Origin of the sequence: Falsiruegeria litorea R37, assembly GCF_900172225.1 — a bacterium.
GTDB classification, from domain to species: domain Bacteria; phylum Pseudomonadota; class Alphaproteobacteria; order Rhodobacterales; family Rhodobacteraceae; genus Falsiruegeria; species Falsiruegeria litorea.
In genome coordinates, this window is the sequence record NZ_FWFO01000001.1 from 2,477,519 (window position 1) to 2,500,441 (window position 22,923).

Sequence of the window (22,923 nt, forward strand, 5' to 3'; positions counted from 1 at the left end):
TCCCTTGCGTCACCAATCAATAGATGAGTAAAAATGAGACCACAAGTCTCAATAATTGACACTCAGGGAGGAGAACTATGAGTATCGGAAACAAGCTGAGCAAAATGTCTCGGCGCGATCTGTTCAGGGTCGCGGGGCAGTATGGTCTAAGCTCAACGTTGCTGGCTGCGGGTTCGTTCGGGGGGGCTATGAGCGTGGCCAACCTGGCAAACGCCGCCGAGTCGACTTATGAAAAGCGGTTCGCAAAGCCGGCCAAACACACGCTGAAGTTCGGCGCAGCAGGGTTCAACCCTCAGAACCTGCTGATCGAACGTGCGGGTGCGCTGGAATTTGCTCGCGATCTGGAAAGCCGCACCGACGGCGAGATCCGCGTCGAATTCATCGGCAACAACCAGATCTGCGGTCAGGTGTCCTGTGTCGAGAAGACCCAGCAGGGGATCGTCGACATCTATGCCGCCTCCACTCAGAACTCGGCTGGTGGCGCGCCCTATCTGAACGTTCTGGATTACGCATACATGTTCCGCAACCGCGCGGATCAGTATCATTTCCTGTATTCGCCCAAGTCCCAGGCGCTGCTGCGTGAGCCTTATGAACGTCGCCATGGTCTGAAGTTCCTGTTCAGCCATGCGGAACTGCGCGGTATCCAGCTGGGTCTGGCGTGGGAAGACAAGCCCACGGTCACCAGCGTCGAGCAGCTGTTCGGCACCAAGAACCGCGTCACGGGCACTCAGTTGGGCCGGATCGCGATGCAGGCGTTGAACCTGAACCCGGTTCCAGTCGCGTGGGAAGAAACCCTGGATGGTCTGAAGCAGGGCCTGATTGACGGGGCTGAAACCTGGGCGTCGGCTGTGGCCTATGCCAACATGTCGCCAGTTGTTTCGCAGTCGGTTCACCTGAACTTCTTCTGCGGGACAGAGCACACAGCGATGTCGGCCGAGGTGTTCGACGGGCTGGGTGGCGAACTGCAGGATGCGGTGATGGAATCGGCCTATTGGGCGCAAACCCATGTTCAGGCTGCCAACGAGGCGGCGCTGGTCAAGACGGTCGGTATGTCCGATCCGCAGCTGCCCGACACCATCTTTGCCAAGAACAACGTGCGCAACGCCTTCCTGTCCAAGGAAGAACTGCGCAAGGCCGAAGAGATGTGTTCGCCCGAATTCCAGCCTCAGCTTTGGGAGCAATGGCGCGAGCGGATCAACGGCTGGCAAGGTGGCGCAGACACCTATCAGGAGATCTACGACGAAGTGCGCACGATCCCCGAGGACACGCTGCCCGAAAACGTCGAACCCCGCCGTTGGTGGAAATCGTAATCCACCGCTAAGGTATTGGAGCTGGCCTCGGTCACGGGGCCGGCTCATTTGTCCGTAGACGCAGCCAATGCGCGGTGACGGATGTACTTATGAACATGGGAGGGGCACCAGATGTCAGTCTGGGCGGATATGTCCACCATTGTCACGGCTACCGTGACGGGGGACATCAACTTCAAAGTCGTTAAGGCCTATCGCTCGGATGCGGCATGGCTTGTATTTGGACCGCTGACCTTGATCGGCGCTGTTATCTTCTACTATCGCGAGAAACTGGCCATCAGGCTGGAGGAACGGTTGGGATATTCCGCAACACGGTTCACCCATCCGATCATCGCCGTGATGCTGGCCTTGGGCCTGGCGGCAGCGTTTCTGGATCCGGTGGGCAACTTTCTGACTACTATTACAGGTGGCAACCTGCGTCTGCTCGTTGTGTTCATCCCGGTGCTGCTGATCCTGCTGGAACGCACGCCCGAACGCACCATTGTGGTCTATTGTTACATCGTGATGGCGGTGATCATCTTTGTGGGCGTCATCCAGCGGTTCGTATTCTCGGTTCAGGCCCCCTGGTCGACGACCATCCCGCCGCTCTTGTTCATGATCATGGCGTGGTATGGCTGCACCTTTAATATCCGCCTGCGCACGCATCTGAGCTTTTCCGAGTTCCGCACCAAGCTGGGCCGCAAGGGACAGCTGTTCTGGCTGACCATGGACAACGTCCTGTGGCTGATTTTCTGCATCATCATCGTCACCACCACCGCCCGCGTCACGGTCAACACCTACGACAACTTTGCCATCGTTCTGGGCACCGATGACATCATGCGCTGGTGGTTCATCCTGACAATGCCGTTGTGCTTCATCCTGCTCGCCACGCGCGCCATCGAAAACATCCTCGAAGATTTGGGTAAATTCCGAGGCGATGGCCCGATGATCGAACAAGCCGTAATCGGGGGGGACGCCTGATGACCGATGCAACCTGGATTACGATCATCTCGCTTGGGGTGACCTTTCTGTTCATGATGGGCACGCCGGTGCTGCTGATCATCTTTTACTGGGTCGTGGGGTGCAGCTTTGTGCTGGACCTGACACTCGACAACACCGGCGCCGAGATGCTGAACGTCTTCAAGGACGGGTTTGCGCTGATGGCGATGCCGCTGTTCATCCTGACCGGGGACCTGATCAACAAATCAGGGATTGCCAAAAGGCTATCGGACTTTGCCTATGCCTGCCTTGGCTGGCTGCGGGGCGGTCTGGCCATGGCATCTCTGGGCGCTTGCGGTCTCTTTGCGGCGATCTCGGGTTCGAACTCGGCCACCACGGCCACCATCGGCTCAATGCTGCACCCCGAGATGGTAAAGGGCGGGTACGATGAACGCTTCTCGGCAGCCACGGCTGCGGCTGGTGGTACTGTCGGGATCATCATCCCGCCGTCGATCATCTTTATCGTCTACGGGTTCCTGATGAACCTGCCGATCTCGGACCTGTTTGTGGCTGGCATCCTGCCCGGCACGCTGATGGTGGTTGGCATGCAGCTGGCCTGCTGGATCATCTGCCGCATCAACGGCTGGGGTTACCTGATCCCGCTGCAACTGAACCGGGTGCTGAAAACCGCGTTTGGCGCGTGGCTGGGTTTCTTTGCCATCGGTCTGGTGCTCTGGGGCATCTACACCGGCAAGTTCTCCCCCACCGAGGCGGCGGGTGTGACCGTAGGCTTCTGCATATTTGCGGGTCTTGTCAGCTATCCGATCAACAAGATCATGGGCGCGAACGGTGAAAAGCCCGTCTCAGACAAGAGCTTTGCCGAGATGTTCGCGGTCGAGGGCTTCACCCTGCCAGAAATCCCGTCGATCGTGGTCCGTTCGGCCCAGATCAGCGGCATTCTGGCCCCGCTGATCGCGGTGTCCGTCGTGATGCAGCAAATCCTGTCCCTGCTTGGTGCGCAGCAAACCATCGGTGATTTCGTGACCTCGATGGGCGGTTATCACGCGGTGCTCTTCACCTCGATGGTGATCGTGTTCTTCTCGGGCATGGTGCTGGAAAGCCTGCCGGTGACGATCATTCTGGCCCCCATCCTGGCACCGATTGCGGCATCTGTGGGCATTGATCCGATCCACTTTTCGGTGATCTTCCTTGTGGGCGCATCGATCGGCTTTATCACGCCGCCATACGGGTTGAACCTCTATGTGGCATCAGGCGTAACCGGAGTTCCATATTTCCGTCTGCTTCGCTATACGGTGCCATATCTTGCCGCCTTGATCTCGGTCTGGGTGCTTGTGTCACTTGTACCGGATCTGGCACTGGCGCTGCTGCCGAACAGATAGAAATGAGACGCGATGCCTGAAGACGCGACACCTTCGAAAGAACACCAGATCCCGACGAACCTTCGGCTTCTGCGGATTTTGGAGGAGGTTGCGCGCCTTGGGGTATCCGTCAAGCCGGCCGATCTGATCGACACGATCGGCCTGCCCAAACCAACGATCCATCGGCTTCTGCAAACTGCAGAGGCCGAAGGTTTTTTACAGCGTGACCTTGATGGCCGCTCGTTCGGCCCCGGGGATCGCTTGCGGGCGCTCGCGGTCAACACCATGTCGTCTGAACGCATCCGCACCGCGCGTCTGGCCATCATGAAGGCCGCCGCCGAAGAGATTGGCGAAACCATCAATTTGGCCACCCCGGACCGCGAGGGCATGACTTATCTGGACCGGGTCGAGACCAAATGGCCCCTGCGGATCCAGCTGCCTATTGGCACCCAGGTCCCCTTTCACTGCACCGCCAGCGGCAAGATGTACCTGTCCTCGTTGCGCTCGACGACACTGAACGGGGTATTGTCGGCCAAGCCTCTGGAAAAACTAACAGAACGAACGACAACCGATCCAGAATTGTTGCGTCAGGAATTGGCAGAATCGCGCGAACGCGGATACTCGCAGGACAACGAAGAATTCATGACAGGCATGGCGGCAATTGCAGTTCCAATCCTCGATTCCCAAGGCCGGATGCTGGCAACCTTGTCAGTACACGCGCCGGTGATGCGGTGCTCGTTGGAACAGATTCTCGATTTCCTGACGCCTTTGCAACAGGCAGCGGCGAAACTCTCGGATCTGAATCGGTCTCAATAGAAAGCAGTCTGCGCGGCAGCGGCACATCAGCGTCAAACCTGGTGACAAAGCGCCCCAGAACCACCCAAGCCGCGAAGTATCCGACTTTGCTTCAGTTTTCGCGCCATTGAAACAGAGTGGTGCGGGTGGAGGGACTTGAACCCCCACGCCTTGCGGCGCCAGAACCTAAATCTGGTGCGTCTACCAATTTCGCCACACCCGCATCCGATGCTCGCCGCGCCGCCCATTTCGGTCTGCGTCAGCCAAGCTCGGCGACTGATACACATCCCCCGAACCGGGGGCAAGAGGCCCCCTGACAGTTTTCGGGCCGCCATTTACCTTGCACCCCATCCAAATACGCACCCCTTGCGCACCTTTGTCAAAAAAAGCCGCGACTTGTGCACGATTTTGCCATATTCTGATAGGCAAAATAATGAGGCAACCGAGCGAGAAACGCCATGAAACCGAATACGGTCGGGCGTGCTGGTGGGCAAAGCCCGCTTTCGCACCCCTATTCCACTCCGATGGATGACATCGGATTTCTGTCCGGAACCATCCTGCTAACCCAGGACGGCGAAATGCCGGTCGAATTCATCTCGGCAGGTGACAAGATCATCACTCGCGACGCGGGCTTTGTGAAGGTTCAGGGCGTCACACGCGGCCTGCTGACCACGCGGGCCATTTCCTTTGCCGCCGGATCGCTTGGCGACACGCGCCCCGATCAGGACCTGATCCTGCCCGCAGGCCAGCCCGTGCTGATCCGCGACTGGCGCGCCAAAGCCATGTTTGGCGCCCCCCAGGCAATGGTCCGAGCCGATGCCTTGCTGGATGGCGAATTCATTCGCGACCTGGGCGAGCAAGAGATGGAGCTGTTCCAACTGCGTTTCGACAGCTCTCACATCCTTTATGCCGGTGGGCTGGAGTTGGGCGCGCAAACGCTGGCCGCCGAAATCCGCCCCGCCGCTTAAACGCCAAGCCGTTGGAACACTGCCGGGAGCTGTTCCGGCAAATCTTCGGCGATCAGACCGGGGCCAAACTCCAACGCGCATTCCACATGCAACCAGGCCGCCATCTCGGCGGCCTGCATTGGCGCAAACCCGCGCGCCAATAGCCCGGTGATGAATCCCGCCAGCACATCGCCGGACCCGGCGGTGGCCAGCCAAGGCGCCGACCGCTCGTAATGTGCCGAGTTGATCGAACAGCACCCCTGAGGGTCGGCAATCACTGTATCCGGCCCCTTGAACAGAACCACGCACCCTGCCCGCTTCGCCGCCTCACGTGTGGCATCCACCTTGGAATAGGCGGGGCCTCTGATGGGCGTCTCGTTCAGCTTGTCCGCGATGTCCGGGAACAACCGCGCAAACTCACCGCCGTGTGGAGTTAGCACGCAGCCCTCATGCAAGAGAGCAAACAACACCTCGGGTTCATCGGCAAACGCCGACAGAGCATCTGCATCCAAAACGGTCGCGCGCTTGGCCGCCAATGCGACCGGTACCAAGTCGCGCGCCCGCGCCTGCCCCAGTCCCGGCCCGAGGCATAAAGCATTGAGGCGCTCATCCTCTAGAATAACCTCTAGCCCGCCCCCTCCATTGACACGGCTCATCATCAGAGCGGTAATGTGGCCCGAAACCTCCATCTGCGCCGAAGGTGGAACTCCCAGGGTTACCAATCCCGCTCCAATCCGAAGAGCCCCTCGGGCGGACAAACGCGCCGCGCCGGTTTTGCCTAGCCCCCCGGTAAAAACCAGCGCATGGCCGTGCAAGAATTTATGTCCTGTTTCAATTTTCGTAGATGCCCTTCGGTCAGACGCAACCCTTTGGACACAAGCTTCGCGCAGACACGTTATAGAAGACAAACCAATGTCTTTGACGACCACCCTACCACCAAGCGCTGCGCCCACAGCCAGATAATGCCCAAGCTTTGCCCTGTGAAATGTAACAGTTAGCGCCGATTGAAAGGCGTGGAAATTTTCATCGGCCCCAAATGCGCTAACCTCAAAGTCCAAGAGCTTGCCGCTATCGGAACAAAGGCCACTTGGAATGTCCACCGCAACGAGCCTGTTAAGTGCTCCGGTATCCAGATCGTAGGCTGACCATACATCATTGTGTATCCGGCCGAGACCGCGTGACAATCCAGTTCCAAACACCGCATCAACTGTAACATCAGCAGACAACAGCCTGGCACGTAATTTTCCATCGTCATCATAAATGGTTGAAAGCCACGCCTGGCATCTTCCATTCAACTCCCGCCACCGGTCAAAATTCACCCGCGCATCCGGCGGCAGCTTGTCAGCTTCTCCATAAAGAAACACGTCAACATCCCAGCCCCTCTGATCCAACAACCGAGCCACGACAAATCCGTCGCCACCGTTGTTGCCGGGGCCACACAGAACAACTGCTCTCTTCCTTTTGCCAGAAATATCCCGGGGGGAGTCCGCAGGACGGGGGGCAGCGCCCCCCTCTTCGCTCTCGGCCAATTCTGGCCATTCCTCGAAGATCGCCTCGACCACGCCCTGCCCAGCACGCTCCATCAGCTCCAGTCCGGTCACCTCGCCTGAATCGATGGCGGCCTGCTCGATGGCCCGCATCTGCGCCGCCGTCAGCAATTCTGTCATGGCTCAAACCTCGCTCGATTCAATTCTGCGCATTTTTTGTGCAACATGCTCAAAATTTCACACGGGCCCCAAAATTGCTGCGACGCAACAGCCGCCCGTGCGCAATCCGATTGTGAGCAAAACTTAGACGTGATCTGAGAGCCGATGACAAGCATGCGAGGTAGTGCCATGAAAAAGATCGAAGCCATCATCAAACCGTTCAAACTGGACGAGGTGAAGGAAGCGCTGCAGGACGTGGGCGTTCAGGGCCTCAGCGTGATCGAGGTCAAGGGATTTGGTCGCCAAAAAGGGCACACCGAGCTGTATCGCGGCGCCGAATACGTCGTCGACTTTCTGCCCAAGGTGAAGGTCGAAGTGGTGCTGGACGACGATCAGGTCGACGCAGCCATCGACGCCATTGTGGCTGCAGCCAAGACCGACAAGATCGGCGACGGCAAGATTTTCGTCAGCCCCGTCGAACAGACAATCCGCATCCGCACCGGCGAAACCGGCTCGGACGCGCTGTAAAATTCACAGTACAACCGACACATCAATCAGAAGGACATAGGGAATGAGCGCAGACGCAGTTCTCCAGATGATCAAGGATGAGGATGCGGCATACGTCGACATCCGCTTCACCGACGTACGCGGCAAGCTGCAGCACGTCACCGTGGACGTGGATCTGGTCGACGAAGACTTCCTCGAAGAAGGCTTCATGTTCGACGGTTCCTCGATCGCAGGCTGGAAGTCGATCGAAAACTCGGACATGAAACTGATGGCCGATACCACGTCGGCTTATGTCGATCCGTTCTATGCAGAAAAAACCATCTGCATCCACTGCTCGATCGTTGAGCCCGACACCGGCGAGAAATACGAGCGTGACCCGCGCGGCACCGCCGAGAAAGCCGAAGCCTATCTGAAGGCATCGGGCATCGGTGACGTGGCCTACATGGGCCCTGAGGCCGAATTCTTCCTGTTTGACGATGTTCGCTTCTCGAACACCATCAACAAAGTGTCGTTCGAAGTGGACGCAACCGACGCGTCCTGGAACACCGACACCGAGTATGAGATGGGCAACATGGGCCATCGTCCGGGCGTCAAGGGCGGTTATTTCCCCGTGAACCCGATCGACGAAGCCCAAGACCTGCGTTCGGAAATGCTGTCGACGATGAAGCGTCTGGGCATGAAAGTGGACAAGCACCACCACGAGGTTGCCTCGTGCCAGCACGAACTGGGTCTGATCTTTGACAGCCTGACCAAACAGGCCGACGAGCTACAGAAGTACAAGTACGTGATCCACAATGTGGCGCATGCTTACGGCAAATCGGCAACCTTCATGCCGAAGCCGATCTATGGCGACAACGGCACTGGCATGCACGTGAACATGTCGATCTGGAAAGACGGCAAGCCGCTCTTTGCGGGTGACAAATACGCGGATCTGTCGAGCGAAGCGCTGTATTTCATCGGTGGCATCCTGAAGCACGCCAAGACGCTGAACGCCTTCACCAACCCATCGACCAACAGCTACAAGCGCCTGATCCCGGGTTTTGAGGCTCCTGTTCTGCGCGCGTACTCGGCCCGTAACCGTTCCGGTTGTGTCCGTATTCCGTGGACTGAATCGCCCAAAGCCAAGCGCGTTGAGGCCCGTTTCCCCGATCCGGCCGCAAACCCCTACCTGGCGTTTGCCGCTCTGCTGATGGCCGGTCTGGACGGCATCAAGAACAAGATCGATCCGGGCGAAGCCATGGACAAGAACCTGTACGACCTGCCCGCCGAAGAGCTGGCCGGCATCCCGACCGTCTGCGGCTCGCTGCGTGAGGCTCTGGACTCGCTGGCTGCTGATCACGATTTCCTGCTGCAGGGCGACGTGTTCACCAAAGATCAGATCGACGGCTACATCGCGCTGAAAATGGAAGAGGTCGAAACCTACGAGCACACGCCGCACCCGGTTGAGTACGGCATGTATTACAGCTGCTGATCCTCAGCGGTTCGAAACAAGATCAAGGGCGCCTTTCGGGGCGCCCTTTTTCTGTGTGAGGCAGAAGCACTCCCGCCCGTCGTCAATGCCCCTTGCGGGACATCTCCTCCCGTTGGGCCAGGCTCATGCGGGCTTTGCCCGCATGAGCCTGGCCCCCCTGCCGTCCGCAGGACGCAAGGCCGAATGGCCGCGCAGCTTGGCGCAATCAGCTTGGCACTATCCGCAAGCAGTTTGGCGCTATCTGCATTTGCAGGTCCCTTCCTCAAACCTCATCTCTGGGTCATCGCTTTCAACCAAGAGACCCCTCATGACACAGACCATCTTCATCACCGGCGCGTCGTCGGGCATTGGCCGCGAGACCGCCAAGCTGTTTCAATCCCGTGGCTGGAACGTTGTGGCCACCATGCGGGACCCGACAGCGGGCTCAGACCTTGCCTCGCTTGACAATCTCCTAGTCACCCGGCTTGACGTGACCGACAGCGCCTCGATCCGGTCCGCGACCGAGGCCGCCCTTACCCGATTTGGCACCATCGACGTCCTGCTCAACAACGCAGGCTATGGCGCCTATGGCCCGTTAGAGGCCTTTGACATGGACCGCATCCGCCGTCAGTTCGACACCAATGTCCTTGGCGTGCTTGAGGTGACCAAATCCGTCCTTCCCCACATGCGCACGGCGAAATCCGGCACCATCGTCAATGTCAGCTCGATCGGTGGCAAGATGACCTTCCCCCTTGGCACGCTGTATCACGGCACCAAATTTGCCGTCGAAGGCCTGAGCGAAGCGCTGCACTATGAGCTAGAGCCCCTTGGCATCCGCATGAAGATCATCGAGCCGGGCATGATCCGCACGGATTTTGGCGGCCGCTCGTTCGATTTTGCTCAAAGCGATGAACTGCCTGACTATGCGCCCACCGTCCAAGGCTTGATGCAGGCCTTTGCACAACTTGGCTCTGGCGCCACCGGTTCCGACCCCGATCTTGTGGCCGAAGTGATCTGGACCGCCGTCACCGACGGAACCCCCACGCTGCGCTATACCGCCGGCGCCGATGCCGTGTCCTTTTTGGCAGCCCGTAAGGCACAGGACGATGCGACGTTTATCGGCAACCTCAAGGCGCAACTCGCGTTGGCTTAAACCCGCCGCGAATTGATACGGGAATTGATACGGGGGCCTGTCACATTCCCCTTTGTGTTCAGCGCGGCTCCGGCTACGCTTGGATGAGTTTGAACACAAAGGACGTTTTCATGCGCTTGTTTTCCCTTGCCTTGGCAACCGCCACGTTGGTTGCCGGGGCAGCTGCGGCCCAGACCCTGGATCGCATCAAAGAGACCAAACAGTTCAACATCGGGTTCCGCACAGATGCGGCCCCCTTGTCGTACATAGATGCCAACGACAAACCCGCTGGCTATTCCCCCATCATCTGCGATCAGATCGCCCAGGCCATCGCCGACAAGCTAGAGCTGACCGAGCTGAACGCCACCTTCATCCCGGTTGATTCCAAAACTCGGTTCGACAAGGTCGCAAGCGGTGAAATCGACCTGCTGTGTGGTGCGGCCACAATCACGCTCAGCCGCCGGGAGCTGGTGGACTTCTCGATCCCCACATACATCGACGGCACCGACGTGCTGTTGCCCCGTGAAGCCAGCGGTGATCTGCGGCAACTGGCGGGCAAGAAAATCGGGATGCGCAGCGCCACCACCACCGAAGAAGCCGTGAAGAACTCGTTCTCGGCGGCAGGAGTCAAGGCACAGATGGTCCGGTTTGACACGCACCCTGCAGGGATCACCGCCCTCAAGAACGGCGAGATCTCGGCCTATTTTGCCGATCAATCCATTTTGTTGGTGAACTACATCGCCGCAGGTATGGGCAATGACTTCAAGATCTCGGGCGAGATCATGACGGTTGAAAAACATGGTCTGGCGATGGCGCGCGGGGATGCTGATTTCCGCCTGCTGGTCGACAGCGTCCTGTCCGAGCTTTACGGCACAGGCGCGATGGCCGACATTTTCCAGACCGCTCTGCCGGGTGTCAAGCCTGGCTTTGCTCTGGATGCCCTGCATATGGTTGCACCGACGCTGCCCTGATCCTGCTGCCGGGGGAAAACCTCCCCGGCGCACCAATTTGACGAAGCGAGAGATATGCCATGCCCCGATCCATATTGATCCCAGCCCTCTTCGCCCTTGGCCTGCTGGCCCAACCCGTTCTGGCAGCCCCTTGCGGCAACACCGGATCAGGGTTTGAAGCCTGGAAGAATGACTTTGCCAAACAAGCCCGCAAAGCAGGCGTTCGCAAACGTGGCTTACAAGCCCTGGCACAAGCCCGCTATGCCACCCGAACTATTGCAGCGGACCGCAACCAGAAGAGTTTTCGCTATTCTCTTGAGAAATTCATGCAGATCCGTGGGGCTGACACCATCGTTGCCCAAGGGCGCAAGCGCAAGGCCCGCAACGCGCAGTTCTATGCCACTCTCGAGCGGCAATATGGCGTGCCCGCAGGCGTGTTGATCGCCATTCATGGCATGGAAACAGGCTTTGGCAATTTCATGGGCGACAGTCAGGTTGTTTCGGCAATCACCACGCTGGCCTATGACTGCCGCCGGTCAGATTTTTTCATCCCTCACGCCATCGGCGCGCTCAAACTCGTGGATCAGGGCGCGATCACCTCTGCCACCAAGGGGGCCAAACATGGCGAGCTGGGCCACACCCAGTTTCTGCCCGGCAACGCGTTGACCTATGGGGTCGATGCAACCGGAGATGGTAGGGTCGATTTCTACAACTTGACCGATGCACTCGCCTCTACGGCGAACTTCCTACGTCAGAAGGGATGGAAGCCCGGCAAAGGATATCAGCCCGGCGAGCCCAATTTTGCAGTGATAAAGCAATGGAATGCGGCCACTGTGTACCAAAAGTCGATTGCTATCATGGGGGCCCGAATAGACAACTAGAAGTCGCATCACAGCCTTGTGTCCGCCCTTTGGTCGCCCCAATTCCGTCAAATTTCAACGAATTTTCCATAAAAACACTGGTTTCCGATCTGTCATCAATCTGAGACAAAACCCAAGATTGCCCCGTGATCTGTCTGTTTGGGTCAAAATTTCTCCCTGATCGGGGAGTAGTTTTGATCTCGAGAACACACACAACGGAGGATTCTCACTGTGACACAGACAGGCAAGTATCACGGTGGACTAGTATTCCTGGGTAACCAAAACGGCTCATTAGACCGGTTCAGCCGCATTGTGACGGCGACGCTCGAGGACTACGGCCATTCAGTTGAACGACAAACACTTTCAGGCCCGCACGAGGCCCGGATCGTCACCAGCCAGTTCCACGTAAAGCTGACGCTCGATCCAAATCCTGTGTGCGCTGACCACACGGCGCGTCTGGATGACGCCGCCGGATTGAACCGCGGGAAAAAGGACACCCGAGTCCGCGTCCGCAATAGACTGGTGATTTCGCTCTGTCCCGTGTCCGAGCAGCACGACGACCGCGATGTCACCGAGCTGATGCTGGTGGTGATGCTTTACCGCATGGTCGACCTTTATGCCTCCGAGCATATCGAATGGCTCGATCCCAATGTCTCACTGACCATCGACCAATTTCTGGGCGCATTCGCAAATGTGTCACCGCGACGAGTGCGCGGTCGCCAGGAAATCGTCTATGATAACGGCGATCGTTTTGCGCCAATTGACGAGACGGCGCCCGGATTGGCGATGCGCTACGACACAATTGCAGGTCAAAAACCACATATTGGCGAATTCGGGCTGATCGAACTGACTGACGAAGAGGCCCTGGCCTTGGCGTTCCGCAGCGATCCGCATCCTGATGAGCTGGATGGTTTGTCACCCGAAGATCGGGCGCAGAACGACATTCGTCGTCTGACCAGTTGGGCGATGACCGGCACGCTGGCCTTTGTATCGGCCCCGGTGGCGCTGTCCCTTGCTGCGGTCAATCTGGCCCGTGGCGAAGATTTTCGCTTGAACACTCAAGTGCTGTCGTTGACCGGCGCTCTGGTGTTTCTGCAAAGTTCGGGCGCCATGGCAAGCGTGATGTCCATCCTTCCGATGTGACAAGCGGCAATAGATGCAAAGCCCCGTGCTCTAACGAGTGACGGGGCTTTCGTCGTTTGGCACGTGACTCTTTGCCAAAATATAGGTGTGGATTGAAAAAACGACCGCCTCAGTTTGCGGCAACCGCAGGATGCACTGCCGCTCGGAGCGAAAATAGCTGGCGTTCGCAGGATCGGGATGCTTGCGTCTGTCATGAATGCTACGCGGTTGGTGCAGGTCCGGATCCACGTACCACAATGCGTTGAACCGCCACATGGGACGCTCTGCCTTGACCCCGTCAAACAGACGCTGCACCCGCTTGGCGATGCCTGCGTCGTATGAATCCACCGTATCGTGAATACCGATCAATGGGCGCATGAACTTCTCGGACAGGGTCCAACTGGCCGGGAAACACAAAACAGCACCTGTAAGAACGTGCTCATCACCCTGTTTCTGCAAAATACAGAAATCTTCCTGCACGATGCGTCCCAACGTCCCCAATGGGTTATCTCGGTCCAGAGGGACTCGGACGCCATCAGCACGCAGCACCTGGTTTGTTTGCCCCGGGTAAATCTGTGCCAACACCTCATCCAAAAGTTCCCGAGCAGCAGGCACCGCTGCCTCATCGATGGCCACCACCTTGTCGCGTTTCCGGGTTATCAACTCATCGCGATACGCCATCTGCCCCGCAAAGGCTTCATCCTGATGCAACCACGCCTCGTCACCTATAGGTGCGATACCGGGCAATGCCTTGGCAGTTTGAAAATCGTAGGGAATCGATGTCTGCAGGATCTCTTTCATTCCCCTGCCCTAGCACCTGCCGACGAAAAACGACACATGTGTCGGTCGCTTTCCGATAGGACACGGCGTCACCCCGGGTGGCACAATTGGCGCCAAGAGACAGGGAGCCAGTCAGTGAACCAGCATTACCGAGACCGACGCAAGATCGACCCCAACAAGGGCCCGACCCTGGGGGATGGAACCCCCAACGACAACGACCGGGTCGAGATCGGCCCGACGCAATTGGCCTTTGCCGAATGGGAGGCCGCCGGGCTGATCCTGCCCAATCTTGAGCGGATGCGCGAACACCGCTGGAAGCGACTGACCCAACACGTGATCGACCGAGGCTATGGCGGCGTGCTGCTGTTTGATCCGCTCAACATCCGCTATGCCACCGACTCGACCAACATGCAGCTGTGGAACACCCACAACCCATTCCGCGCGCTGCTGTTGTGCGCAGATGGTTATATGGTGATCTGGGATTACAAACAGTCGCCGTTCTTGTCCGAATTCAACCCACTGGTGCGCGAGCAGCGCTCGGGCGCAGACCTGTTCTATTTCGATCGCGGCGACAAAGTGGACGTGGCCGCCGACAAGCTGTCGAACGAAGTGCGCGACCTGATCCAGGAGCACGGCGGCGGTAACATGCGGCTGGCCGTGGACAAGATCATGCTGCACGGGCTACGCGCTTTAGAGGCGCAGGGCTTCGAGATCATGGAAGGCGAAGAGCTCACCGAGAAATGCCGCGCCGTCAAAGGCCCGGACGAGATCCTGGCCATGCGATGTGCCAGCCATGCCTGCGAAACATCCGTCCGCGCGATGGAGGAGTTCGCCCGCGCCAACGTAGGCGACGGCAAGACCAGCGAAGATGACATCTGGGCCGTGCTGCACGCGGAAAACATCCGCCGCGGCGGAGAATGGATTGAAACCCGCCTGTTGGCATCGGGCCAGCGCACCAACCCCTGGTTCCAGGAATGTGGCCCCCGGATCACGCAACAAAACGAGATCATCTCGTTCGACACCGACCTGGTCGGGTCATACGGCATCTGCATCGACATCTCGCGCAGCTGGTGGATCGGGGACGAAAAACCGCCCGCCGACATGGTCTATGCCATGCAACACGCGCATGAGCACATCATGACCAATATGGAGATGCTGAAACCCGGTGTGATGATCCCCGAGCTGACGGCAAACGCCCACCGATTGGATGATCAGTTTCAGGCGCAAAAATACGGCTGCCTGATGCATGGCGTGGGCCTGTGCGATGAATGGCCGTTGGTCGCCTACCCCGACGCGGCGGTCGAAGGCGCCTATGACTATCCGCTGGAACCCGGCATGGTCCTGTGTGTCGAGGCCTGCGTGGGTGCCGTTGGCGGTGCCTTCTCGATCAAGCTTGAGGATCAGGTTCTCATCACTGAAGACGGCTATGAAAACCTGACCAAATACCCCTTTGATCCCGCTCTGATGGGGCAATAAGCGCTCATAGCGCCATCATGGCCCTGATTTCCGTCGGTTTCAGGGCCATGCGATACAGCGGACCAAACGATCCAAGGTCCGTTGCCAGTTCCGGGAAGATCGCACAAATCTCGGTCCGGGCTTCGGCGGGCAAGGCGTTTTGGGCCATCTCTGCCGGCATCAGCGTCTCACACTCGACCCCGTTGGCGAAGACGGTCTGATGCCCGTCCAGCAGCAGGTGAAAATACTCGACCTGCGTACACTCCATATCCGGCCGGATGGTGCTGTCGTTGATCAATGACGATGCGGTTGCCAATACCTCATCCTCACCAAACAACAGCTCCGCCCGCCAGTCGCGCAACAACACACGATGCTGGGGCGACAGGTATAAGTCGCGGGCGGGATAGCCCGGTTCCAGCGCACCCGTCTTGATCTGCACCGGACGCAATTCGGGGTGCAGGTCCAACGTCTGCTGATCAATGGCACGGCTGCCAATCCAAAGGATTGGCCGCTGCATACCGTCGCCGCAATGGACCATGTCGCCGACCTGCAGATCCTCAATCGACATTTGCCCCGCTGGCACGCGGATCTTGGTTCCCTTGGCAAAACAGACCACAATGCAGGCCACACCGGTGCCATTGGTGGATTCCGCGTCTATCGAAACCGTGTGCGGTTGCCCGTCCGAACCGGTATAGTCAAACGTCCAGACGTTGCCGACCACGCTGTAGCTGTCGAAATTAGTGAAGATAAAGCAATCTAACGGGTCAAAGCTTTTGATTTCGATGTCAAAGTTGTCGTCGAACCCAGAAAGGTCAAAATAGAATTCGTCATCTCCACCTGGTCCCGCTCCAGGTTCGGTTGGCGTATCCTTTCCCCATTTTTCGAACTCGTACGTTCGACCGCTCAAATTTCCACCGTCCAAAACAGTGACAATTTGATTGTCATCGACATCGCCGGAGATCAAATTGCTTCCCTTGATCTTTTGAGTATTGCTCAGCGAAATGGTTAATGTCTCTACAGCCATGCCAGTGCCTCGCGGTCCTTGCGGCCTGCCACTGCCTCGGCACAGAACAAGATGCGCGCCACGACGTTCAGCTCATCTGCGATCAACGCACCTTTGTGCTCGGCGGCGTAACCGTCGGCAAACGCCTCAACCGCATCAGCCGCGCGGTCGGCAAAACGCAGGATCAGCGCACGATAAAGCTGCAGGTAATCCCAGCCCCGCGGGCGCATGGTTGCCGCCTCAAAATCACAAGCGATGATGTCGCCCTTGTGGGTCAGCATGAAATTGCCAAGCGCCGCATCGTTGCGTGCCAGTGAACGGCCGCACAGCGGAATTTCCAACAACAGATCTTGCGCAGTCTCAACGGCTTGCAAATCGATCTCGGCACCAAAACGGTTCAGATAGGAATACCAGTTACCACAGGCCGATTCCGCTGGGCTGACGGCGTCATAGCGCGCCAACCAACGGCCCAGCTTGGCGCCGGTGTCCTCGGCGCTGAGCCGATCCAGGCGATCCTGAACCTGCCCTTTGCTGACCCATTCGGTGATCACGAACCGCCCTGGATTGCTAAAGGCCAGGATGCGCGGCACCAAACCGCTGCCCCGAAAAGATAGCAAGCAGGTCTTTTCCCGCATATAGGCCAATTGATCTGCCTCTCCCTCGCCGTCAAACAGCTTGAGGAATGCGCTCTGCCCGTCAATTTCCACTTCGGCACAGATGGACCGCGCCGATTCCTTGATCAGCGTAAAAGTCATATCACGTGCGTCCGTGTCGCCGGCAATCGCCCGCGCAACTTCGTTAATTTTCCCCTTTAGACCCAAACAAACGCGATCACGCCAGGGGGGCGTCACAACTTCATGTTCACTCGTCAGGTCCAGCATCGCTGATACCCCCGCTTGCCGGGACAAGCGCGCAGCCCCCAAGCCACGCCGTCGGATTACATGTCGTTCTTCGCTTAAATTCTGGTATTCGATTGAGACTTGGGTTTGACAGAAGAGTTTGAAGAGAATTTGAGGGGATTGCGCACAAATTGAGAACAATTGTGAAGAAACTGTGGCTCCGCTTCCCTCACCATGCTGTGACAAGCCTGTCACAGGCCTTGTCGCGCGGCCCCTTCGCAGCCCATCTTGGGGCGATCCCACCCGCGCAGCAAATGAGCCCGATATGCCCACAGAACGCATCACTTTTCCCGGTCACGATGGCAACCAACTGGCGGCCCGGCTAGATTTGCCAGACGGCCCGGTGTTGGCGACAGCGCTCTTTGCCCATTGCTTTACCTGTTCCAAGGACATCCCAGCCGCGCGCCGAATCGCTGCGCGCCTGTCGGCCATGGGGATCGCCGTGTTGCGGTTCGATTTTACCGGGCTTGGTCATTCCGAGGGGGAATTTGCCAATACCACGTTTACCTCGAACGTGCAGGACCTGATCGCGGCGGCGCAATATCTGGCCTCACGCCGGATGGCTCCGGCACTGCTCATCGGACATTCTCTGGGTGGGGCAGCAGTGCTGCGCGCGCGGGCCGGCATCCCGTCGGTCAAGGGCGTCGTGACCTTGGGTGCGCCTGCTGACCCAGGTCATGTCTCGCACCATTTCGACGCCGCCCTGCCCACGATCGAGACCGAAGGCTCGGCCGAGGTTTGCCTGGCCGGTCGCCCCTTCCGCATCGGGAGGGACTTTGTGAACGATATTTCCGAGGCCGCCTTGAAACCCGCCATCGCCGAGCTCCACGCCGCGCTTTTGGTGTTGCATGCACCGCGGGACAACACCGTCAGCATCGACAACGCGGCCGAGATCTTTCTGGCTGCCAAACATCCCAAAAGCTTTGTCACTCTGGATGATGCCGACCACTTGATCACCCGCGCAGCAGATGCCGAATATGCGGCCGACGTCATCGCGGCCTGGGCAACACGTTATGTGGACCTGACGCCACCTGCCCCGCCTCCCGGCACGCCCGAAGGCATCGTGCGTGTGTCCGAGGCAGATCCAGACGGGTTCCGTCAGGATGTGCAATCGGGACCGGATCACCATGCCGTCGCGGACGAGCCGCTGTCGTATGGCGGCACCAATCAGGGCATGTCGCCCTATGGGTTCGTGTCCGCCGGTCTGGGCGCCTGCACGTCGATGACCATCCGCATGTATGCCCGCCGCAAGAAATGGCCGCTGGAAAGCGTCAGCGTGGATGTCAGCCACAACAAAGTGCATGCGCAAGACGCCGATTCTGCCGCCAGTGGCAAGATCGACCGCTTCACCCGGCGCATCCACCTCAAGGGGCCGCTCACCGCCGATCAGCAGGCGCGCCTGCTGGAGATTGCCGACAAATGCCCTGTTCACCGCACGCTGGAGGCCAGCAGCCAGGTCGAGACGATATTGGAGCGGGCAAAAGAGCCCGCCTGATCCCCCCTTACTTGGGCTGCGCGTTGCCCAGTTCGGTCAGACCCGCGCCATAAAAACTCAGCAGCTCCATGACCCGGTGCGGCGGGACGTCCAACCGGGTCACGCGTTTCGCCTCGTAGGCGGCGATGATTCCGGTGCTGGCAGCGGGGGCGTTTGGCAGGAAGACCACGACCTTGCCGCTGGCCGCGCGCTCAATCTCATAGCCGATGCGGGTGCAGTCGACGGTTTCCACAAGGACCGGGCGGAACCCTTCCATCAGGCTGTCTTCCTTCACCACCCCGCCGATGAACCCTTTGATCATCGTATACCCAGGCATCAACAGAACCAGCAGGCGATCCAGACGACCGATGCGGTCTTCGATAGCACGCAGCTCTGCCGCGTATCCCAACAGATAGACGGCAAGAACGGCAGCAAGACCCGCCAAAAGATGCTCAAGGATCGGATCAAGCGCCGTGCCTGTATCGATCAGACCAAAAAGCGGATCGCCGATGATCTGAAACAGTTCGGACAAAGTATAAAGCGCGATCCCAAGCACCACGAGCGGGATCGCGATCAGCACGCCGGCCACAAACCGGCGAAGCATGTTCGATTTCATGAGGTCTTCGTTCCGCAATCAGCGCACCCGGCCTGGCAAAGGCCGCGCCACAGGGGGGCGATGGATCGGTGGCCGGGCAACGGGTGGACGTGCGACGGGCGGACGCGCAATCGGATGCTCGGGCCGTGGACGCTCCGGGCGCGGCGGTCGCGGATAACCATAGTAATAGTCGTTCCACATCATGCTGTCATAATAGACCGACCCGCCTGACGATGTGGTCGTGTTGGGATCACAGGCCGCAAGGATCAGACCTGCTGCCCCCATCACACAGCCAAGGACAAACTTTTTCATACGCATGGTCTGCCCTTTCTATCGCGCTGCACGGAACGACGCGTAAATCGCGTTCACGTCATCGATCAATGCAGGATCTGCGCCTGCCTCGATCACCGAGAGTGAGATTGCAACCCGCGATCCAGGCAGATCGATGAGCACTGCCGTGAAATTGACGGCCCGACCATCCCTGCGTCCGTGTCCCGCAAACTTCTGCGCGCGACGTCCTCCGATCGTCGCAGGTTTGCTGCTGTCCACCGTAGGGTTATCCACCACAGATTGGCCGATGTTGCGTAGATACTCTTGCGCCTCGGCAAAGGTCGAGACACCGTTGGGCGACATGAAACCGACCCAGACACCCTGCTCGGCCACCGGCTCGAACCCGATGACACGGTTGATCAACCGCGCCTCGTCAGATCCGGGTGGAGTGATCGCGCGGGCACCGCCTGCGCGAACCTGCCAGAAATCCGGCGCACTGACGTAAAACAGCGCGCGATTGTCTTCGATATAGGTGACCGGCATCTCGGCCAGCGCGGCAGATGGCAGGACCAATCCAGCAACGCCAAGCACGGCAGAAATCAGCCGCAAGGAAACACTTCTCGGCATAATTGCCTCTCTCACTGTTCAATCGCAGCAAGTGTCCAGCGTAAGCCCCGAAATGTAAACCGAAAATCCGAACCTGCGTCAGTCTGCGTAAGCCCCGATGGTGACATCACCACGCTCGCCCACAAAGCTGACGCCACTGACGGTCAGTTCGATATCATAGCAGGCCCACAGGCTGGATGGCGGCCATTGCGAGCAATACTGGCCATTGCGCACCGACCAATAGCCCCAGCTGGGACGGCCCGAGTAATACAGCGTCTTCATCGAGGACCGAAAGTCCTGCCAGACCCCATCGCCGTAATCGAGCTTTTTGCCCATCAACGCGTCCAAAACCCGCGCGTCTTCGGGTTTGGGTTCGGCATTTGCGGCTGTTGCCCCTACCAAAACCGCCAAAATCAGGGCAAACCGTCTCATATACCCGCTCCTGCCTTGTTCATTTGCCGCCACGAGTTTAAGACGCGCGCGATCCCCCGTGCCAATCACAATAAGGTGCCGCCACCAATGATTCCCCGCTATTCCCGCCCCGACATGGTCGCCATCTGGTCGCCCCAGACCAAATTCCGCATCTGGTACGAGATCGAGGCGCACGCCTGTGATGCCATGGCTGATCTGGGCGTGATCCCGAAAGAGAACGCCGAAGCCGTTTGGAAAGCCAAAGATGTCGAGTTCGACGTGGATCGCATCGACGAGATCGAAGCCGTCACCAAACACGACGTCATCGCGTTTCTGACCCACTTGGCCGAGCATGTGGGCAGTGAAGAAGCCCGTTTCGTGCATCAGGGCATGACCAGCTCGGACGTGCTGGACACCTGCCTGAATGTGCAGTTGGTGCGCGCTGCCGACATCCTGCTGGAAGGGGTAGACCGGGTTCTGGCCGCGCTGAAAACCCGCGCGTATGAGCACAAAGACACCGTTCGCGTGGGCCGCAGCCACGGCATCCACGCCGAACCTACCACCATGGGCCTGACATTCGCGCGTTTCTACGCCGAGATGGACCGCAACAAGAACCGTCTGGAAAAAGCCCGCTGGGAAATTGCCACTGGCGCGATCTCGGGCGCGGTTGGCACATTCGCCAATATTGACCCTGCGGTTGAGGATCACGTCTGTGAACAGCTGGGGCTGCGCCCCGAACCGATTTCCACACAGGTGATCCCGCGCGACCGCCACGCGATGTTCTTTGCAACGCTCGGCGTCATCGCCAGCTCGATCGAAAACATCGCCGTTGAAATCCGCCACATGCAGCGCACCGAAGTTCTGGAAGGTGCCGAATTCTTCTCGATGGGTCAAAAGGGCTCGTCGGCGATGCCGCACAAGAAGAACCCGGTTCTGACCGAAAACCTGACCGGCCTCGCCCGTCTGGTGCGTATGGCCGTTGTGCCCGCGATGGAAAACGTGGCGCTTTGGCACGAGCGTGACATCAGCCACAGCTCGGTTGAGCGTGCGATTGGTCCCGACGCCACCATCACGCTGGACTTTGCCCTGCACCGTCTGGCCGGTGTGGTCGAAAAGATGCTGATCTTCCCTGACAACATGCTGGACAACATGAACAAGTTCCCCGGCCTGGTGATGTCGCAGCGTGTGCTGCTGGCCCTGACCCAAGCCGGTGTCAGCCGCGAAGACGCCTATTCCATGGTCCAGCGCAACGCTTTGAAAGTCTGGGAACACCGCGTCGATTTCCGCGAACAGTTGCTGGCGGATGCTGATGTGGTTGCAGCCTTGGGCGAGGACGGCATCAACGAAAAGTTCGACATGGGCTATCACACCAAACATGTCGATACGATTTTCAAGCGTGTTTTCAAAGACTAAGAGAAGCAAGCTCATGCGATTGAAAGACCGGCCCCTGTGCCGGTCTTTTTCGTTTGCACGTTCACCAGGAACTTTCCCTTTGGAAATGATCCGTCTCGGCGTATCCTGTGGCCACAAAATGGGAGGACGGATCATGAAAGTCGGAACTCTTGTGCTGACCGCGGCGCTCTTGCTGCCCTCGATCGCTGCGGCGATGGGGTGCTCGGGGCGCGAACATCAGGTGCAATCCTGCGCAGCAGGCACCACCTGGGATGCAAACAGCCAAAGCTGCGTCAAAATCGTCAACAGCTGACATACATCTCACAGGTTTTTTATTGCGGACGCGCTGATTTGAGGGGCGTCCGTCTTTTTTTGCACTAAACTCTGATCAAGTGATCAATCGGAGTGACTGTAATGCGTGTTCTTCTTGCCTTGACCATCGCCCTGCCCGGATATGCTTTTGCCGCTGGCGGCAATGGCGACGGAGGCACCACATGGACCAACCCGCCAGAGCCGTCTGAGACCACCAAGACCTGCAAGGGGGTGCGCGTCTGGGACGAGAAAAAGAAGCGTTGTGTGAAACCCAAGAAATCGTCGCTGGACACCGACACGCTGTATGGCGCGGTGCGCGAGCTGGCTTATGCGGGTCGGTATGACGACGCACAGGGCGTCCTGTCGGCAATGGCTGATCAAAACGACGACCGCGTGTTGACCTATTGGGGCTTCACCCACCGCAAGCTGGGTCAGATCGAACTGGCCAATGCCTATTACGACAAAGCGATCACCACCAACCCCGACAACATTCTGGCGCGCAGCTACATGGGCCAAGGCTTTGTCGAACAAGGGAAACTTGATCTGGCGATTGCCCAATGGCGTGAGATCAAGGCCCGTGGTGGCGAAGGATCCTGGGCCGAAGCCTCGCTGCGCGAAGCAATCCGTACAGGAACCACATACAGCTACTGATTTTCAGTCTTTCTTTACGGCCTGCGCGTAGCGTGATCGCGACGATGACGGATGTGCAGGCA

24 protein-coding genes and 1 tRNA gene are annotated in these 22,923 nt (G+C 58.6%); 16 read left to right on the forward strand and 9 right to left on the reverse strand.

From position 1 onward, the window contains the following. Positions 1–77 precede the first annotated feature (77 nt). The 4 genes from TRL7639_RS12090 to TRL7639_RS12105 all read left to right on the forward strand — a co-directional run bounded on the left by TRL7639_RS12090 (position 78) and on the right by TRL7639_RS12105 (position 4,420). On the forward strand, positions 78–1,310 hold the full coding sequence (locus tag TRL7639_RS12090; RefSeq protein WP_085795897.1) for a TRAP transporter substrate-binding protein: 1,233 nt from the start codon (positions 78–80) through the stop codon (positions 1,308–1,310). 111 nt (positions 1,311–1,421) lie between these two features. Next, the gene (locus TRL7639_RS12095) at positions 1,422–2,267 is read left to right on the forward strand and encodes a TRAP transporter small permease (protein WP_085795898.1); all 846 of its coding nucleotides are present in this window, start codon (positions 1,422–1,424) and stop codon (positions 2,265–2,267) included. Beyond that, positions 2,267–3,625 (forward strand): TRAP transporter large permease, encoded by a 1,359-nt coding sequence (locus TRL7639_RS12100; RefSeq protein WP_085795899.1) that lies wholly within the window; start codon positions 2,267–2,269, stop codon positions 3,623–3,625. The genes TRL7639_RS12095 and TRL7639_RS12100 overlap by 1 nt, the downstream gene beginning before the upstream one ends. A 12-nt stretch (positions 3,626–3,637) precedes the next feature. Then, positions 3,638–4,420 carry an IclR family transcriptional regulator gene (locus TRL7639_RS12105; protein ID WP_085795900.1) on the forward strand — a complete coding sequence of 261 codons (783 nt, stop codon included), beginning with the start codon at positions 3,638–3,640 and terminating at the stop codon, positions 4,418–4,420. A 117-nt stretch (positions 4,421–4,537) separates the two neighbouring features. On the opposite strand, the gene TRL7639_RS12110 is transcribed toward TRL7639_RS12105, so the two are convergent. After that, positions 4,538–4,622, reverse strand: a tRNA-Leu gene (locus tag TRL7639_RS12110). Between the two features lie 235 nt (positions 4,623–4,857). Here TRL7639_RS12110 and TRL7639_RS12115 point away from each other — a divergent pair. Then, positions 4,858–5,367, forward strand: a complete 510-nt coding sequence (locus tag TRL7639_RS12115; protein WP_085795901.1) for a Hint domain-containing protein — start codon at positions 4,858–4,860, stop codon at positions 5,365–5,367. On the opposite strand, the gene TRL7639_RS12120 is transcribed toward TRL7639_RS12115, so the two are convergent. Continuing rightward, complete coding sequence (locus TRL7639_RS12120; RefSeq protein ID WP_085795902.1) at positions 5,364–7,013, reverse strand: NAD(P)H-hydrate dehydratase; 1,650 nt, start codon at positions 7,011–7,013, stop codon at positions 5,364–5,366. The two genes, TRL7639_RS12115 and TRL7639_RS12120, sit on opposite strands and share 4 nt — an antisense overlap. Before the next feature lie 168 nt (positions 7,014–7,181). Here TRL7639_RS12120 and TRL7639_RS12125 point away from each other — a divergent pair, with 168 nt between their 5' ends. From TRL7639_RS12125 to TRL7639_RS12150, 6 genes are all read left to right on the forward strand, one after another. Next, positions 7,182–7,520 (forward strand): P-II family nitrogen regulator, encoded by a 339-nt coding sequence (locus TRL7639_RS12125; RefSeq protein ID WP_085795903.1) that lies wholly within the window; start codon positions 7,182–7,184, stop codon positions 7,518–7,520. Between the two features lie 43 nt (positions 7,521–7,563). Beyond that, on the forward strand, positions 7,564–8,970 hold the full coding sequence (glnA, locus tag TRL7639_RS12130; protein WP_085795904.1) for a type I glutamate--ammonia ligase: 1,407 nt from the start codon (positions 7,564–7,566) through the stop codon (positions 8,968–8,970). Positions 8,971–9,277: 307 nt separating this feature from the next. Then, the gene (locus TRL7639_RS12135) at positions 9,278–10,102 is read left to right on the forward strand and encodes an SDR family oxidoreductase (RefSeq protein ID WP_085796409.1); all 825 of its coding nucleotides are present in this window, start codon (positions 9,278–9,280) and stop codon (positions 10,100–10,102) included. Positions 10,103–10,212: 110 nt separating this feature from the next. Continuing rightward, positions 10,213–11,052 (forward strand): amino acid ABC transporter substrate-binding protein, encoded by an 840-nt coding sequence (locus tag TRL7639_RS12140; RefSeq protein WP_085795905.1) that lies wholly within the window; start codon positions 10,213–10,215, stop codon positions 11,050–11,052. 59 nt (positions 11,053–11,111) lie between these two features. After that, positions 11,112–11,912 (forward strand): lytic murein transglycosylase, encoded by an 801-nt coding sequence (locus TRL7639_RS12145; RefSeq protein WP_085795906.1) that lies wholly within the window; start codon positions 11,112–11,114, stop codon positions 11,910–11,912. 210 nt (positions 11,913–12,122) lie between these two features. Further along, a complete protein-coding gene (locus TRL7639_RS12150) occupies positions 12,123–13,034 on the forward strand; it encodes a hypothetical protein (protein WP_133057648.1) in 912 nt (303 codons plus the stop codon). Between the two features lie 30 nt (positions 13,035–13,064). Here the strand turns inward: TRL7639_RS12150 and TRL7639_RS12155 are convergent, their stop codons facing one another. Then, on the reverse strand, positions 13,065–13,814 hold the full coding sequence (locus TRL7639_RS12155) for a heme-dependent oxidative N-demethylase family protein (RefSeq protein WP_085795908.1): 750 nt from the start codon (positions 13,812–13,814) through the stop codon (positions 13,065–13,067). Positions 13,815–13,928: 114 nt separating this feature from the next. Here TRL7639_RS12155 and dddP point away from each other — a divergent pair, with 114 nt between their 5' ends. Continuing rightward, positions 13,929–15,269 carry a dimethylsulfonioproprionate lyase DddP gene (dddP, locus tag TRL7639_RS12160; RefSeq protein WP_085795909.1) on the forward strand — a complete coding sequence of 447 codons (1,341 nt, stop codon included), beginning with the start codon at positions 13,929–13,931 and terminating at the stop codon, positions 15,267–15,269. Between the two features lie 4 nt (positions 15,270–15,273). Here dddP and TRL7639_RS12165 read toward each other — a convergent pair whose 3' ends face one another. Both TRL7639_RS12165 and TRL7639_RS12170 read right to left on the reverse strand, forming a co-directional pair. Next, positions 15,274–16,155, reverse strand: coding sequence for a Hint domain-containing protein (locus tag TRL7639_RS12165; RefSeq protein ID WP_165759803.1), 882 nt, complete (start codon positions 16,153–16,155; stop codon positions 15,274–15,276). Between the two features lie 107 nt (positions 16,156–16,262). After that, positions 16,263–17,006 carry a phosphotransferase gene (locus TRL7639_RS12170; protein WP_133057649.1) on the reverse strand — a complete coding sequence of 248 codons (744 nt, stop codon included), beginning with the start codon at positions 17,004–17,006 and terminating at the stop codon, positions 16,263–16,265. Positions 17,007–17,415: 409 nt separating this feature from the next. On the opposite strand from TRL7639_RS12170, the gene TRL7639_RS12175 reads away from it, so the two are divergent. Further along, on the forward strand, positions 17,416–18,645 hold the full coding sequence (locus TRL7639_RS12175) for a bifunctional alpha/beta hydrolase/OsmC family protein (protein ID WP_085795912.1): 1,230 nt from the start codon (positions 17,416–17,418) through the stop codon (positions 18,643–18,645). A 7-nt stretch (positions 18,646–18,652) separates the two neighbouring features. Here TRL7639_RS12175 and TRL7639_RS12180 read toward each other — a convergent pair whose 3' ends face one another. The 4 genes from TRL7639_RS12180 to TRL7639_RS12195 form a co-directional block, all read right to left on the reverse strand. Further along, on the reverse strand, positions 18,653–19,240 hold the full coding sequence (locus TRL7639_RS12180) for a DUF502 domain-containing protein (protein ID WP_085795913.1): 588 nt from the start codon (positions 19,238–19,240) through the stop codon (positions 18,653–18,655). 18 nt (positions 19,241–19,258) lie between these two features. Continuing rightward, a complete protein-coding gene (locus TRL7639_RS12185) occupies positions 19,259–19,537 on the reverse strand; it encodes a hypothetical protein (RefSeq protein WP_085795914.1) in 279 nt (92 codons plus the stop codon). A gap of 12 nt (positions 19,538–19,549) precedes the next feature. Next, on the reverse strand, positions 19,550–20,116 hold the full coding sequence (locus TRL7639_RS12190; protein WP_133057650.1) for a hypothetical protein: 567 nt from the start codon (positions 20,114–20,116) through the stop codon (positions 19,550–19,552). Between the two features lie 78 nt (positions 20,117–20,194). Beyond that, a complete protein-coding gene (locus tag TRL7639_RS12195) occupies positions 20,195–20,527 on the reverse strand; it encodes a hypothetical protein (protein WP_085795916.1) in 333 nt (110 codons plus the stop codon). 87 nt (positions 20,528–20,614) lie between these two features. Here TRL7639_RS12195 and purB point away from each other — a divergent pair, with 87 nt between their 5' ends. From purB to TRL7639_RS12205, 3 genes are all read left to right on the forward strand, one after another. After that, entirely contained in the window at positions 20,615–21,919 is a 1,305-nt protein-coding gene (gene purB, locus TRL7639_RS12200; RefSeq protein ID WP_085795917.1) for an adenylosuccinate lyase, read from the forward strand. 133 nt (positions 21,920–22,052) lie between these two features. Continuing rightward, positions 22,053–22,211, forward strand: coding sequence for a hypothetical protein (locus TRL7639_RS23105; protein WP_165759804.1), 159 nt, complete (start codon positions 22,053–22,055; stop codon positions 22,209–22,211). 101 nt (positions 22,212–22,312) lie between these two features. Then, positions 22,313–22,861, forward strand: coding sequence for a tetratricopeptide repeat protein (locus TRL7639_RS12205; protein WP_085795918.1), 549 nt, complete (start codon positions 22,313–22,315; stop codon positions 22,859–22,861). Positions 22,862–22,923 lie beyond the last annotated feature (62 nt).